14 protein-coding genes are annotated in these 15480 nt (G+C 38.0%); 1 reads left to right on the forward strand and 13 read right to left on the reverse strand.

Annotation, left to right across the window (positions count from 1 at the left end):
- Positions 1-7: 7 nt before the first annotated feature.
- The 9 genes from hslV to AB1I62_RS07835 all read right to left on the reverse strand — a co-directional run bounded on the left by hslV (position 8) and on the right by AB1I62_RS07835 (position 9879).
- Positions 8-556 (reverse strand): HslVU peptidase proteolytic subunit, encoded by a 549-nt coding sequence (gene hslV, locus AB1I62_RS07795; RefSeq protein WP_002357489.1) that lies wholly within the window; start codon positions 554-556, stop codon positions 8-10.
- Positions 557-584: 28 nt separating this feature from the next.
- Positions 585-1484, reverse strand: a complete 900-nt coding sequence (gene xerC, locus AB1I62_RS07800) for a tyrosine recombinase XerC (RefSeq protein WP_002357488.1) — start codon at positions 1482-1484, stop codon at positions 585-587.
- Between the two features lie 211 nt (positions 1485-1695).
- Positions 1696-3003: an FADH(2)-oxidizing methylenetetrahydrofolate--tRNA-(uracil(54)-C(5))-methyltransferase TrmFO gene (trmFO, locus tag AB1I62_RS07805; protein ID WP_002357486.1), complete on the reverse strand. Its 1308-nt coding sequence runs from the start codon at positions 3001-3003 to the stop codon at positions 1696-1698.
- Positions 3004-3110: 107 nt separating this feature from the next.
- Complete coding sequence (topA, locus tag AB1I62_RS07810) at positions 3111-5189, reverse strand: type I DNA topoisomerase (protein WP_002357484.1); 2079 nt, start codon at positions 5187-5189, stop codon at positions 3111-3113.
- 184 nt (positions 5190-5373) lie between these two features.
- Complete coding sequence (locus tag AB1I62_RS07815; protein ID WP_048736833.1) at positions 5374-6027, reverse strand: type II CAAX endopeptidase family protein; 654 nt, start codon at positions 6025-6027, stop codon at positions 5374-5376.
- A 90-nt stretch (positions 6028-6117) separates the two neighbouring features.
- On the reverse strand, positions 6118-6981 hold the full coding sequence (dprA, locus tag AB1I62_RS07820; RefSeq protein WP_002382350.1) for a DNA-processing protein DprA: 864 nt from the start codon (positions 6979-6981) through the stop codon (positions 6118-6120).
- A gap of 60 nt (positions 6982-7041) precedes the next feature.
- Positions 7042-7809: a ribonuclease HII gene (locus tag AB1I62_RS07825; RefSeq protein ID WP_002357481.1), complete on the reverse strand. Its 768-nt coding sequence runs from the start codon at positions 7807-7809 to the stop codon at positions 7042-7044.
- A gap of 1 nt (position 7810) precedes the next feature.
- The gene (ylqF, locus tag AB1I62_RS07830) at positions 7811-8662 is read right to left on the reverse strand and encodes a ribosome biogenesis GTPase YlqF (protein WP_367019144.1); all 852 of its coding nucleotides are present in this window, start codon (positions 8660-8662) and stop codon (positions 7811-7813) included.
- Positions 8663-8937: 275 nt separating this feature from the next.
- Positions 8938-9879 (reverse strand): 2-dehydropantoate 2-reductase, encoded by a 942-nt coding sequence (locus AB1I62_RS07835; protein WP_048736835.1) that lies wholly within the window; start codon positions 9877-9879, stop codon positions 8938-8940.
- Positions 9880-10055: 176 nt separating this feature from the next.
- On the opposite strand from AB1I62_RS07835, the gene AB1I62_RS07840 reads away from it, so the two are divergent.
- A complete protein-coding gene (locus AB1I62_RS07840; protein ID WP_002369350.1) occupies positions 10056-10946 on the forward strand; it encodes a LysR family transcriptional regulator in 891 nt (296 codons plus the stop codon).
- 8 nt (positions 10947-10954) lie between these two features.
- On the opposite strand, the gene AB1I62_RS07845 is transcribed toward AB1I62_RS07840, so the two are convergent.
- The 4 genes from AB1I62_RS07845 to AB1I62_RS07860 form a co-directional block, all read right to left on the reverse strand.
- A complete protein-coding gene (locus AB1I62_RS07845) occupies positions 10955-12007 on the reverse strand; it encodes a PTS sugar transporter subunit IIC (RefSeq protein ID WP_002384478.1) in 1053 nt (350 codons plus the stop codon).
- Positions 12008-12150: 143 nt separating this feature from the next.
- Positions 12151-13449, reverse strand: a complete 1299-nt coding sequence (locus tag AB1I62_RS07850) for a dihydrolipoamide acetyltransferase family protein (RefSeq protein WP_048736837.1) — start codon at positions 13447-13449, stop codon at positions 12151-12153.
- A 23-nt stretch (positions 13450-13472) separates the two neighbouring features.
- A complete protein-coding gene (locus AB1I62_RS07855; RefSeq protein WP_048736839.1) occupies positions 13473-14459 on the reverse strand; it encodes an alpha-ketoacid dehydrogenase subunit beta in 987 nt (328 codons plus the stop codon).
- 21 nt (positions 14460-14480) lie between these two features.
- Positions 14481-15473 (reverse strand): thiamine pyrophosphate-dependent dehydrogenase E1 component subunit alpha, encoded by a 993-nt coding sequence (locus tag AB1I62_RS07860; RefSeq protein ID WP_082153225.1) that lies wholly within the window; start codon positions 15471-15473, stop codon positions 14481-14483.
- Between the last annotated feature and the right edge of the window lie 7 nt (positions 15474-15480).

Raw genomic sequence — 15480 nt, forward strand, 5'->3', positions numbered from 1 at the left:
CCCTCGCTTATAATTCTTCTACAATGATATTATGATTCGTAAATACACAGATATCTGCAGCAATATTTAAGGCATTTTTAGCAATCTCTTTCGCTGGCATTTCTTTATCACCAAAGTTTTTCATGGCTCTTGCAGCGGACAAAGCAAAATTACCGCCAGAACCAATTGCTAAAATACCATCGTCTGGTGTAATGACTTCCCCAGTTCCTGAAACTAAGAGCATTTCTTCCTTATTCATCACAATCAGCATAGCTTCTAATTTTTGCATAGACTGTTGTGTACGCCACTCTTGGGCTAACTCAACCGCAGCTCTCGTTAAGTTTCCGTTGTATTCATTTAATTTCCCTTCAAACTTTTCTTCTAATGTAAAGGCATCTGCCACACTTCCTGCAAAACCGACAACGACTTCATCATTGTAAATACGGCGCACTTTTTTGGCTGTACCTTTCATAACGACAGATTCGCCCATTGTTACTTGGCCGTCACCAGCCATTGCAAATTTTCCATCTTTTTCGACTGCACAAATTGTTGTAGAGTGAAATTGTGATTCAACCATTGTTGTTCCTCCTAGACGTTTCCCTCCATTATGCACGAGGATGAAACGTTCGATAATTTTTTTGTAAACTTTCTTTTGTCACATGCGCATATATCTGAGTTGTTGATAAATTAGCATGTCCTAATAATTCTTGAACTGTCCGCATATCGGCGCCATTATTTAATAAATGTGTCGCAAATGTATGGCGTAACATGTGGGGATGAATTTCCGCATTTAATGAACTTTTTTTAATTAGTTGGTTTAAGACATATTCAATCCCTGTTGGCGTGATTTGTTCACCATGATGATTAACAAAGACATACGGATGTTTTTTTTGATATTTTGTCATTAATAGCGCGCGGCCATTCTCTAAGTAATCCTTTAAGGCGTCTTGTGCAAATGAACCAAAAGGCACATAACGGTCTTTATTTCCTTTTCCGTGAACCAATAAAACAGAAGCTTGAAAGTCAACTGCGTCCACCGTTAAGTTCGCACATTCACTGACCCGAATACCAGTCCCATACAGAACTTCTAGTAATGCTTGATTTCTCAAATCAAGCGGTTGCTCCCCTTGTGCGCTCTCAAATAATGCATCCATTTCTTTTTCATAAAAAAAACGGGGCAACCGTAACTGTTTCTTTTTCATATGAACATAGGAAAAAGGATTTTCTTGGATTGCTTCATTTTTTAATAAGAATTGATAAAAAGAACGCAAACTGGCAATTTTTCGACTAATCGAATTACGGCTATATTCCTGATCGTACAATTCGCTCAAATAAGCCCGAACATCCAAATGTTCCACAGTCAAATAATTGTCATTACCTGAAGTCTTTAAAAACGAAAAAAAATGTTGTATATCTTCTTGATATGCTTTTTTTGTTTTTTCTGAATAGCCTCTTTCGACAATAAGATAACGAGCAAATAACTCAGGCCAATTCTTTTCTTCCATGTGATAGCCCTCCTCATTCGATTACAAAGTAACTTTAGCATAACCTTTTTCAAAAGACAATTAAGTTGTCAGAATTTAATCAATATTTCTAAATATGTTCACAATTTTAACTATTCTTTAGCTTTTGTTATTTTTTTCTAAAAATTAAAAGACTGAGTATCATCGCATTTCTTAGCAATGATGCTCGGTCTTTTCTCATATTTTTTCTAATTTAGTCTAAAGATTGGATAACTTGAGCTTGGACATCTAAGGCCCGATTAGCAATTGCTTCATAGCGTTCTTTTTTGTCACGAATTCGTTCAGGTAACTCTGGGAAAAGCCCAAAGTTTGCATTCATTGGTTGGAAATGTTTGCCTTCTGCATGTGTAATATAATAAGCCATACTTCCTAAAGTCGTTTCGCGAGGGAATTCAATCGGCTCTTCCCCTTTGGCAAGACGAGCTGCGTTAATACCTGCGAGTAAACCACTTGCCGCGCTTTCAACATATCCTTCAACACCAGTCATTTGTCCAGCAAAAAACAGATCGTCACGTTTTTTTGATTGGTAGGTTGGTTTTAGCAACTCTGGAGAATTCATAAAACTATTACGGTGCATGACGCCATAGCGAACAAATTCAGCATTTTCTAATCCCGGAATCATACGGAATACTCGTTTTTGTTCACCCCATTTTAAATGCGTTTGGAAACCAACAATATTGTATAAAGAAGCTGCAGCATTGTCTTGACGTAATTGAATTACAGCATAAGGGCGTTTACCTGTTTTAGGGTCTTCTAGTCCGACAGGTTTCATCGGACCAAACAACATGGTTTTAATGCCACGTTGCGCCATTACTTCGATGGGCATACAGCCTTCGAAAAACTTCTCTTTTTCAAACGTGCGTAAAGGAACCACTTCTGCATTGACTAGTGCTTCATGAAAAGCATTGAATTCTTCTTCAGTCATCGGACAGTTTAAGTAAGCCGCTTCGCCCTTGTTATAACGAGATTTTAAATAAACTTTATCCATGTCAATTGTTGATTTATCAATAATTGGTGCTGCTGCATCGTAAAAATAAAAGCCTTCAGAACCATTAAATTCTTGAATTTTTTGAGATAAGCTTTCAGAGGTTAAGGGACCCGTTGCAATAATTACAATCCCTTCCGGAATATCGGTGATCTCTTCATTTTTGATTGTAATTAATGGATGACTTTTAATTTTTTCAGTGATTGTTTCAGAAAAAGAATCACGGTCAACTGCTAAGGCGCCGCCAGCTGGTACAGCGGTTTGATCTGCACTACCAATAATGATTGAATTTAAACGGCGCATTTCTTCTTTCAAAACACCTACCGCATTGGTTAAACTATTTCCACGTAATGAATTAGAACAAACTAACTCTGCAAAATTTTCTGTTTGATGCGCTGGTGTCTTTTTGACAGGGCGCATTTCATATAAATCAACTGGTACGCCAGCATTGGCCACTTGCCATGCCGCTTCACTTCCAGCTAAACCGGCACCAATAATTGTGACTTTTTTTGTCATGTATAAAAATTCCTTTCTATGTCAAGAAGTTAAGAGCTGTCTCTTACAAACTCAATTCATTTTACTAAAAGAGAAGACCGAAGTAAATTCTTCGGTCTCAATTTTTCTTATTTTTGGACGTTTTCTTCATAATCACCATTGATACAAACGACTTGTTTGCCGCCTTTAACTTTTTTCTCTACTAAATATTGCCCACATTTTGGACATGGTCGGCCTACTGGTTTGTCCCAAGAAGTGAAGTCACACTCTGGGTACCGACTACAGCCATAGAAAATCCGATTTTTCTTTGATTTGCGTTCGATAACTTGCCCTTCGTGACACACAGGACACGTCACGCCAATTTCTTTGACAATCGCTTTTGTATTCCGACAATCTGGGAAATTACTACATGCATAAAATTTTCCGTAGCGACCCAGTTTAATCACCATTGGATGTCCACATAGTTCGCAGTCAAAGCCTGCTGGTTCATCTTTAATTTGGATTTTTTCAATTTTTTCTTCGGCATTTGTTAATTCTTTTTCGAAGGGCTTGTAGAAGCGATCGACAACTTCAACCCATTTTTCTTGGCCTTCACCGACTTTATCTAAGTCCGTTTCCATTGTCGCTGTAAAATGTGTATCGACAATTTGTGGGAAAAACTCTGAAACTAGGGAATTCACAATTTCACCTAATTCCGTTGGTTCAAACCGTTTATTGGTTAGCTTCACGTAATAACGCCGTTGAATGGTTTCTAATGTTGGCGCATATGTTGATGGTCGGCCCACACCATTTTCTTCTAAAGTCCGGATTAACGTGGCTTCACTAAAACGAGCCGGTGGTTGAGTAAAGTGTTGTTTCGGTTCGATATCGACCGATTTAACAACGTCACCTTCTACTAATTCAGGTAAAATATTTTCCTTGTCTTCTTTACCATCATCGCGTCCTTCAACATATACTTGCATAAACCCTTTAAATTTCACTTTGGAGCCATTGGCAATAAACGTTACGCCGTTCTGTTGAAGCGTGACCTTCATGGTATCTAAAATCGCTGGTGTCATTTGACTAGCAACAAAGCGCGACCAAATAAGAGTATATAATTTTAATTGATCTTTATCTAAATACTTCTTCATTTCATCAGGTGTTCTTAAAACGCTTGACGGACGAACCGCTTCATGGGCATCTTGTGCACCTTGCGTATTTTTTGCTTTGCGGCCGCCATGTGCTGAGAACTCATCTCCGTAGGTCTTTTCAATGAATTCAGCAGCTTCTGCTTTGGCGGAATCAGCAATTCTGGTTGAGTCTGTACGCATGTAGGTAATCAGCCCCACAGTGCCTTGTTTCCCTAAAGCAATTCCCTCATACAATTGTTGCGCAACCATCATGGTTTTACGGGTACGGAAATTTAATTTACGTGCCGCTTCTTGTTGTAAACTACTGGTTGTAAAAGGTAATGCAGGATTACGTTTCCGTTCTTTTTTCTCAACTTTTGTAACATCGTAATCTTTACCGTCAATTCGAGAAGTGATTTCTTTCACCGCTTCTGCATTTGGTAATTTTTTCTTTTTACCATCTACGCCCCAAAAATTTGCTTTGAATTTCTTGCGACCTTTTTGGAAATTCCCATCAATGCTCCAATATTCTTCAGGTTTAAATTCTCGAATTTCATTTTCTCGATCAATAATCATTTTTAAAGCAACAGATTGCACACGACCAGCACTCAAACCTTTTTTTACTTTACGCCATAAAATAGGACTAATCGAGTATCCAACTAAACGGTCTAAAATGCGCCGTGCTTGTTGTGCATCAACTAAATCAACGTTGATGGTTCTAGGTTCTTTAAATGCCGCTTTTACCGCTTCTTTAGTGATCTCATTGAATACCACACGGTTTTTATCTTTTAAATCAAGGCCAAGAAGATAAGCTAAATGCCAAGCAATTGCTTCACCTTCTCGGTCCGGATCGGCTGCGAGATAGACTTTTTCAGCTTTTTTTGCAGCCGCTTTTAAACTTTTGATGACATCGCCTTTTCCGCGAATCGAAATATAATGAGGTTCATAATTATTTTCAATATCAATCCCCATTTTACTTTTTGGTAAATCGCGAATGTGACCAACACTGGCAACCACCTTGTAGTTTCTTCCTAGATATTTTTCAATTGTTTTGGCTTTGGCAGGTGATTCTACAATCACGAGATACTTATAGGCCATTCAATTAGCTCCTTTCGCGTTCGCTTTCCTACTATATAATATATGTAAAAAACGCACAAATCGTAATACATCATATGCTATATAGAACAGGTTTGTCAAGACTAGGCTTTCTAACATTTCTGTCATTTCTGTTTGACTGTCCGAATTTATAAATAAAAAATGCATATGATTTATAGATTTTATCCTAAAGCATTAAAATACCCAAAACATTCCAAATAAAATGAGTCAAGACAGCAGCTTCAAAGCGACCCGTGCGTAGATAGACCCAACTTAACGCTAAACCCATGCCCCAATAAATAATAAAACTACCTATATCTGTGGGCGTGTGCACAAGTGCAAATAAAATAGAAGAAACGAGTATGCCTATTTTTGAAGCTGGCTTGAAAAACGCTTGAATCCCGACACGAAAAATTCCCTCTTCGAAAATTGGCCCAATCACACCTGCAAAAATAAGTATAAGCCCTTTAGGAATGGCTTGAACAATTTCTTCAACACTTTGTTGGTTAGAGGTCGTCTCTAGTCCTTCCAGACGTAATAAGAAATCACCAAATATTCCCACACAAAAGATTATCACCAAACCTAACAAGGCCACTGGCAAGGTTTCTTTGATTCCTAAAAAAGTCCAAGTTATGAGCTTTTTCTTTTTCAAAAAAGCAACAAATAGATAGACGAAATAGGCACCAAGTCCAACAGCCACTAATCCACTAACAAAGCGAAACCAAAAGTTTTCTGTAGAAACTTGAACAACTGAGACCATCATCAAAGGAATTTGATCCAAAACCAAAAAGCCCAGTAGCTGCATACCAAACAACCATCTTTTTCTAACAACCGTTTCCATTTAGACACTCCTAACTAACAACCAAAAGATTAAAATCTGATTAAATAGTACCGAAGTGAACGTAGGTTGTCAATTCACAATTAGTAAAAGTCACAATTCTTCACAAATATCATCTATTGTCTGAACACATTTAGCGCCGTCCTGAATTAATTCATGGCAGCCTGTTGAAAAAGACTGGAAAATACTTCCCGGTACGGCAAATACCTCGCGCCCGTAATCCATCGCCGCTTGTGCAGTAATTAAAGAGCCACTATTCTTACGAGCTTCCATCACGCAGACCCCTAAAGATAATCCAGCAATAATGCGATTACGTGCAGGAAAATGATATTTTTTCGGCCCACTCCCATTCACATATTCTGTTAAAACAAGCTGATTCTGCTTCATAGTTTGCTGTAATTCTTTCTTTTCATACGGATAATATACATCTAATCCAGTGCCTAAAATTCCAATTGTCTGACCCCCGTTCTGGATGGCCATCTCATGGCTACGACTATCGATACCTTTGGCAAGACCACTGACGATTGTGAACCCTTCTTTGACTATTTTAGGAACCAGAGCTTCAGTCACTCTTAACCCATACGAAGTGGCATAGCGAGCGCCGACGATGCCAATTTTCCTTCTGCTTAACAATTGTAAATTTCCTCTATAAAAAAGAATTGCTGGTGGATTATAAATTTCTCGTAATAATTTAGGATAGACGGCATCTAAAATTGTCATAAATTGGTGTTGGCATTGTCGTATATATAACGCTTCACTATGAATCGTATGGTGTAACCAAGATTGTTCAAATAATTCACGATATTTCTTGATTTCAGCAATTCTAATAATTTCTGTACTGGAAAAATCAACACGCTTTTGTGCGATAGCTTCTTGTAACACTTTTAAGATCCCTAAATTGCCAATTCCTTGGCATACCGCTAATTTAAATAATAATTGTCGTTGTAAAATTTCCAACAAAAAACACCTCTTTCACATCTTCTTAAAATAAGAATACGTAAAAAAAGTGTTTTATTTTTAAATCATATCTTTTATTGGCGCAAACGTACGTCGATGAATGGGTGTTACACCGTATTTTTCTAACCCGAGAAGATGTTCTTTTGTTCCATAACCTGCATTGTTTTTAAATCCATATCCAGGATATAATTCATCATATTCTTCCATTAATCGATCTCTTGTTACTTTTGCAATAATACTGGCTGCTGCAATCGAAATGGAGCGCGCATCCCCTTTAATCAAACTTTCTTGTGGTTGGGGAACGTCTAACTGCATTGCATCAATTAATAAATAATCTGGTGCAAAAGCTAAATCGTCAATTGCCATTTTCATCGCTTGTTTAGTTGCTTGATAAATATTAATTTGATCAATGACTCCTTGATCAGCGATACCTAACCCGATAGCGACAGCCTGTTCTTGAATCTGGTTATATAACGTTTCCCGTTTTTTAGCAGATAGTTTTTTTGAATCATTTAAGCCTAATAATTGACAATCTTTCGGCAAAATAACTGCAGCTGTCACAACAGGGCCAGCTAATGGTCCGCGGCCTACTTCATCAATTCCCGCAATTAAACGATGGCCTTTTTTATAGGCCGCTTCCTCAAATTGACTCATTTCTTTAAAAAGTTGCCATTCTTTTTCTTTGGCTAACTGGCGACGTTCCCATTGTTTGATCGCTTGTTGCACTCCTGAACGTTCATCTTCTCGCCAGCTTGCTAATCGTTCATCGGTTGCATCAGTGACAGTTAGCAACGCTTCTTTGATTGCCTGAATCGACTCTTTTGCCATGTTATTCGTCTCCTAGTTCTTCCCAGCGGTCCAAAGTATACGTACCTAATTTTCCACTGCGAATTTCTAAAATAATCATTTCGCTGGCTCGATTATAATCATCTCTAAAACCACGTTTTTGGCTAATTAACATCAATTGTTCTGGGGCAGGTAAAAATAGCTCTTCCTCTGTTAAACCATATCGTTCCGTCAAACGTTGCGGATAAAAACGTGCAAAAAATTCTAATCCATAAATCGCCAAATCATCTAAATGCAATAATTGATCTTTTATAGCGCCAGTTAAAGCTAATTTTTTCCCAATTTCTTCATCTTCAAATTTTGGCCAAAGAATTCCTGGTGTATCCAGTAATTCCAATTGGGAACCAGAGCGTAACCATTGTTGTCCTTTTGTCACACCTGGCTTGTTCCCAGTTTGCGCAATTTTTTTTCCGACTAAACGATTCATTAAGGTTGACTTACCAACATTGGGGATCCCAATACACATGGCGCGAATCGCACGCGGTTTCAAGCCTTTCGCCTGTTCACGAGCCAATTTTTCTTTTAACGCTTCCTTGGCTGCTGGCACAATTTTATTGATTCCTTTATTTTGTTGGGCATTGATGACTAGGGTTTGGTACCCTTTCTTTTGAAAGTAATGTTGCCATTTTTTATTTTGGTCGTTATCTGCTAAGTCCCCTTTATTTAAAAGGACTAATCGTGGTTTTTGTTGGACAATTTGGTCCATCATTGGGTTACGGGAAGAAAGCGGTAACCGCGCATCAACTAGTTCAAATACAATATCGACATATTTGATTTTTTCAGAAACTTCTCTTCTTGCTTTGGCCATATGGCCGGAAAACCATTGAATGGTCATAATCTGTTCAAATCCCTTCTTTAACACATTGTTTCTTTGATTCAATTCTTCAACGAGTCCTGTGTTCCGCGTAGATTCTTGCGAAAAAACACCTTCTCTAGTTTAACATATTTTTCACGGATTTGATTTATTTTCTGCAGTGTTCTTAAAAAAACAAAAAAGCTGAGACAAAATCACTTTGGATTTTGTCTCAGCCTTGTACACTGGCAAAGTATAGAAATTAGTAGGTCAAGCTCTTCTCAAGACTGACTCAAAAATATTTCTGTTTTTACTTGTTATTTAGCATGAAGTAAATTTTCTTTACAATGAATTAACTCTGTTAAAAACTGACAGTACGGTGTAGCAATCCCATAGACTTTCCCTTTGCGAACAATTGCTCCATTGATATAATCAATTTCGGTTAAACGATGATTGGTTATTAAGTCCTGATACATCGATGGATGGTGCAGACCAATTGTTTCTCGATTATAACACGAGCGGATTTGTTGAAGGACTGCTTGTTTATCTAACGTAACTTGTTCCGCTTCAGCGACTGCTAAAAATTCATTAACTATTTGTTGAACAATTTGATCTGCTTGCTCTGTTTCGCCAAAGTCTGCCATATTACAATCCAACAAAGTACATAAACCATTCATTGTTCCATTCACACAGGCCTTCTTATAAATGGATGATAAAATATTCTCAGAATAACGTGCATTTAAGCCAGCGTTATTTAATACCTTAATGACTGCTTCTGCCGCTTGTTCACTTTGCGCTCCTAAATTTTGTAAATCAATCGAACCATTGCCAAATAATTTTACTTTGCCAGGTCCTTCTAACCCAGCGGTCCACATTGTGTTTCCTAATAAAATATTTTCGTATGGCACGTATTTTTTGATAATATCTTCGTGACCAATTCCATTTAACAAGCATAAAACTTTCGTATTTTTATTAAGGAAATGTTCTAATGCTTCAAGCATTCCTTCCAGTTGCATTGCTTTTGTAAATAGGATAACTAAGTCTGCTGTAAAATCGATGCTTGCTACTTCTGTCTGAGGATAAATAGGAATTTTAGCGGTCATCACTTCGCCATTAAAATCAGCAACTAACCCGTTTTTTCTTATTGCTTCAATATGTTCTGGCCAACCATCAACAAAAATAACGTCATTTCCTGCTTGATGTAACATTAGTCCAAAGCGACTGCCCATAGCGCCAGCACCTGCGATAATAATCTTCATTTCTTTTCCTCCGTTCAATTTTTTATTTTTAGGTAAAAATCTGCTAAGAAAATCTCTATCTCTTACTTTTATAGCAATAAAAAGGCAAAACATATGTTATATTATAAGTGATCTATTTGTTATTTTTTATCCAAGCACATTTGTGTAAGCGCTTTTAAAAAGAAAGGGAGTTTCTGATGAATATTCAGCTTTTAAAGTACTTCATTGAAATTGTTAATACCCGCAGTTTATCGGCGGCCGCTCGCAATTTATTTGTCACCCAACCAACACTTTCTTTAGCATTGAAAAAAATGGAATCTGAGTTAGGCACAGCGTTGTTTGATCATTCTGATCAACCGTTTCAATTGACCGATACTGGTGTTTATTTATATGAACATGGCCAAGAAGTTGTTTTTCAATTCGATCAATTGGTAACAGATATTCGTGAAATGAACCAGAAACCAGTTAAAAAGCAATTGCGTTTAGGGTTAACTACTTTATTTGCTGTACAATTTATGAAAGAAATTTCACGATTTTTAACAACCCATCCACATGTGAATTTAATATTACAGCAAGACGGCTCGCCAAAATTACAAACGATGTTAGCAAATAAAGAAATTGATATGGGACTAATTTCTTTCCCAAATACCTTACCTGAAATTATTCATATTGAACCTTTAGAAACGACTACCAAAGGCTACCATGTTTATGTCGTGGTACCAGAATCAAATCCTCTCTCCCAATATGAAAAATTAACTTTTAAAGATTTGAAAGATCAACGATTTTCATCGTTAAGTGATAATTTTATGATTGGTCGCCTACTACTAGATCGGACTCGGAGCTTCGGTTATGAGCCGAATATCATTTTGCATAACGATGATTTACAAGTACTTCTTTATAGTTTACAAAAAAATAATTCGATTTGTTTGCTGCCGATTGAATATTATGAAGTGGGAAAAAGTCAAGGACTGAAATGGATTCCTTTAAAAGATAAGTTTGACTATTTCCCCATCGGCATTGCTTTGCGCCGCGATTTTAGTCTGACAGAAGATGTTAGAGATTTTATCCAAATCATTAAAGAAAATTAATGGATAGCCTAGCCTTGATAAGCAAAGACGACTTTACTATCATAAAGTTTCAACACTTTTTCAAATAAGAATTTTGAGAATAAACCCGCGACAATTGGAACAACAAACCAAGAAAAGAGTAAAGGTAAGATCCCTAAGCCCGCATCCAATGAAGCAAGTGGCCCCACGAGTCCAACCAAGCCAAATCCAGCCGATTGTGGGGTTCCTGAAATGTTGAATAGAACCACAGGAATTGCTGAAATAGTCGCTGTAAATAAACAAGGAATTAAAATAATTGGGTATTTAAATAAGTTAGGCATCATCATTTTCATACCGCCCAAAGAGACAGCCAGTGTCACTCCCGATTGGTTGACATTCCAAGAATTAATCACAAGAACAACAGTTGTGGCTGCAATTCCCATTGCGGCAGCACCTGCAGACAAGCCATTCAACTGAATCGCCAAACCGATTGCCACAGTAGTGATTGGTGAAATAATCAGTGCAGCAAATGAACAAGCAATTAAAATACTCATGATAATTGGCTGGAAATCAGTAAAATTGTTAATCACTTTCCCAATGGCAACCGTGATCTGTGTCACATATGGGTAAATCAACATGCCAAACAAGCCTGCACCTACTCCAACAACGATCGGTAAAGCAATGATTTCCACTGAACCGAATTTTTTATCAATGACTAATAAAAGTAAGACTGCAACAGAAGCGGTAATCATAATATTAATGATGTCACCAGTACCTGCACCAATAAAGCCTTTCACTTCTGAATTAAATTTAATCACGCCAGAGCCAGCAAATGCTGCACCGCCAGCAATCATCATTTTCTGTGGCGTTAAGCCAAATTGAAAAGCAATCAGTCCACCAATAATTAAAGGGGTGGCTAGTTGGAAAATTTGCGCCGCATGAATAATCATTTCGATAATCTTGTATTCTGCAAAATATTTTAAAATGGCTCCTAATACAGCATTGGGAATTAAGGCGATAATGGTGCCGGAAGCTGTTCCAGCTAACACTTTGTTAAAAAATATTCTTGGGGTTAATTGAGCATCCAGTTTATCAGTGGGCATTTTCAACACTCCTATTGATTATTTTTGTTTTTTTAAAACAAGTTTGAGAATGATTGAACTTTCTGTTAGATAAAGAGCGGCCTCAAAGAAGAGCGCTTATTTCTTTGAGGCGCTTTTTATTTAACTAAAGCAAGGAACGATTTTTAATATACATCCGTATCCGCATTATATTTCGCTAAATTATCTTTAACATCTCGCAAGAACTTACCTGCTTGTTGTCCATCTAAAATTCGATGATCAATAGAAAGACATAAGTTAACCATATCTGCCACTTTAAAGCCTCCATCTGCGGTTGGCACAAGGCGTTTATTAATTGACTCTACTTGTAATATCGCAGCTTGTGGATGGTTAATAATTCCCATCGATTGGACGGAACCTAGTGTTCCAGTATTATTAAGAGTAAAGGTCCCTCCTTGCATTTCCTTGCTTGCTAGCGTTCCTTGTCGGACTTCTTGTGCCAAGCGATTGATTTCTTTAGCTAGCCCTGCAATCGAATAGTTATCCGCTTGTTGAATCACTGGCACGTAAAGATGCTCGTCTGTCGTTACAGCTATGGATAAATTAACATCTTTATGATAAATAATTGAGCCATCATCCCAAGATGTATTGATTTTTGGATTTTTCTTTAACGCTTGAATGACTGCTTTGGCAAAAAATGGGAAGAAGCTTAGAGATAGGCCCTCTTGTTGTTTAAATTCATCTTTTAATGAATTTCTAAGTTGGACTAAGTTGGTCACATCCGCTTCCACCATTAACCAAGCGTGAGGGATTTCGTTGACACTTTGGACCATTTTTTTAGCAATCGCTTTACGTACAGGATCTGCAGAGACAATTTTATCTGTGGTTGTTTCAGTTGGACTAGCTGTTGCGGCGCTTTCATTTTGCGAAGCAACTGGCTCCTCTGAATTTGAAGGGCTAGTTCCTGGACTCACTGTTTTATCAGGTGTTCTTGCCTGTGTTGGTGTAAAGTTTGTAACATCTTTTCTAGTAATCCGACCATCACGACCTGTCCCTGTAACTTGTGTTAAATCAATCTTTTTTTCTTGGGCAATTTTAAGGACTGCTGGGGAATAACGACCATTATTTTTTTGATGGGACGTCGCAGTGCTTGTTGTTTCAGCCGTTTCATGTTCTTGTGCTTGTTCCGCACTTGCTTCTTTCACTGGTGCTAAAGTAGCTACTTCTGTTTCTTCTGTTGTTTCTTCTGTCTCTAACGTCATCACCGCTGTTCCGATGGGCACATCTGTATCTAGAGAAATCAGAAATTCTTTTACTACACCATCAAAATCTGATGGGACTTCCGTGGTGACTTTATCAGAAACGACTTCCATTAAGGGATCATAGCGTTTCACTGCATCTCCTGGTTTAACTAACCATTGGACAATGGCTGCCTCTGTGACACTTTCGCCTAGATGAGGCATTTTGATTTCTTTTGTGGCCATTTATTTTTTCCTCCTTGCTTCAATTAAAATTCTGCTAATTCTTTCATTGCTGCTAATACTTGCTCTTCATTGATTAAAAATTCTCTTTCTAAAGGTAATGCATAAGGCATGCTTGGACAATCAGGTCCTGCAAGTCGTTGAATCGGTGCATCTAAATCAAAGAGAGCATCTTCTGAAATCATTGCCGCAATTTCACTCATCACGCTGCCTTCTTTATTGTCTTCTGTTACGAGTAAAACCTTCCCTGTTTTCTTAGCTGCAGCTACTAATGTTTCGTGATCTAAAGGATATAATGAGCGAACATCGACGATTTCGGCATCAATTCCTTCAGCGGCTAGTTTTTCCGCCGCAGCTAAAGCTAATTGCAAGGTCATGCCGTAACTAATCACGGTTAAATCACTACCCGTTCTAACGACATTGGCTTTGTCAATTGGTACGATATAATCATCTGCAGGCACTTCATCTTTTAGTAAACGATATAAACGCTTATGTTCGTAAAAAATGACTGGATCATCGGAACGAATCGCTGCTTTAATCATCCCTTTTGCATCATAAGGATTAGAGGGGGTCACAACTCTTAATCCTGGTTGTCCACAAAAAACTTTTTCTGTAGACTGAGAATGATACAGCCCACCACGAACACCGCCGCCATAAGGTGTCCGATAAACGATTGGCGCAGTCCAATCGCCTTTTGTTCTATAGCGCATTGTCCGAGCCTCTGATAACAATTGATTGGTTGCAGGCAAAATGTAATCCGCAAATTGAAATTCACCAATTGCGCGATAGCCCATTAAACCTAAGCCGACAGCTAAACCACCAATTAAGCCTTCTGTTAACGGTGTATTAAAACAACGCTCGTCACCGTATTTAGCAGCCAAGTCCTTTGTTACACCGAACACGCCGCCTTTGTCGCCGCCGACATCTTCTCCAAAAATAACTACTTTTTCATCACGAGCCATTTCTTCAGAAATTCCTAAGTTAATTGCTTCTAAATAAGTCATCTCAGCCATTATATTTCTTCTCCTCTTCTCTTATTTTGCATACACTTCTTCTAAAATTGATGTCGGTACAGGATCTGGCATTGCTTCTGCTTCATCCGTTGCTTGATTGATTTCTGCACGAATTTCTTCATCAATTTTGGCAATGTCTTCGTCTGTTAAATAGCCCTCTTCTAATAATTGTTTTTCAAAAAGCTTCACTGCATCGTTCTTTTTCATCTCTTCAATTTCTTCTTTTGAACGATAAACAGATTGATCATCGTCAGCGGAATGAGAAGTCAAGCGAGAAACCATTAATTCAATCAATTTTGGTCCTTTTTTCCCGCGAGCCGCTTTTACTGCTTCTTTAAACGCTAGATAGACTTCAGTAAAATCACTACCATCAACGGTTACACCTTCAAAGCCATAAGCTTTCGCGCGATCGGCCATTCGTTTATTGGCATACTGTTCTTCAATTGGGACAGAAATCGCATATTCATTATTTTCAACAACAAAAATGACTGGTAATTTTTTTACGCCTGCAAAGTTCATAGCTTCTTGGACTTCTCCTTGATTGGCAGAGCCTTCCCCAGTGGTGGTCAATGCAACAAAATCAGCCTTTTGAAGTTGCGCTGCATAACCAACACCTGTCGCTAATGGCATTTGTGTACTTACTGTTGAAGAGAAGGAAACAATATTATGCTCTTTTGAACCATAATGATTCGGCATTTGACGACCATGGGAAGAAGGATCCGCTTCTTTTCCAAAAGAACCCATTAAAATATCTTTGGAGGTCATGCCCCAAACCAAGCACGCGGTCATATCACGATAATACGGTAAAAAATAATCTTTTTGAGGATCAAAAGCCATCACCATCGCTACTTGTGCAACTTCTGCCCCTTGACCAGAAATATTGAAAGAGGTCTTACCAATCCTTGTTAATTGCCACAACCGTTCGTCTAAACGACGTCCTCGTAGTACTTGACGATATGCCTGAATCAATTCTTCTTTTGATAAACCTGATTTTTTAAGCGCTTTCATTTTCATCAACCTT

The organism is Enterococcus sp. AN402 (genome assembly GCF_040719405.1).
GTDB classification, from domain to species: Bacteria; Bacillota; Bacilli; order Lactobacillales; family Enterococcaceae; genus Enterococcus; species Enterococcus faecalis.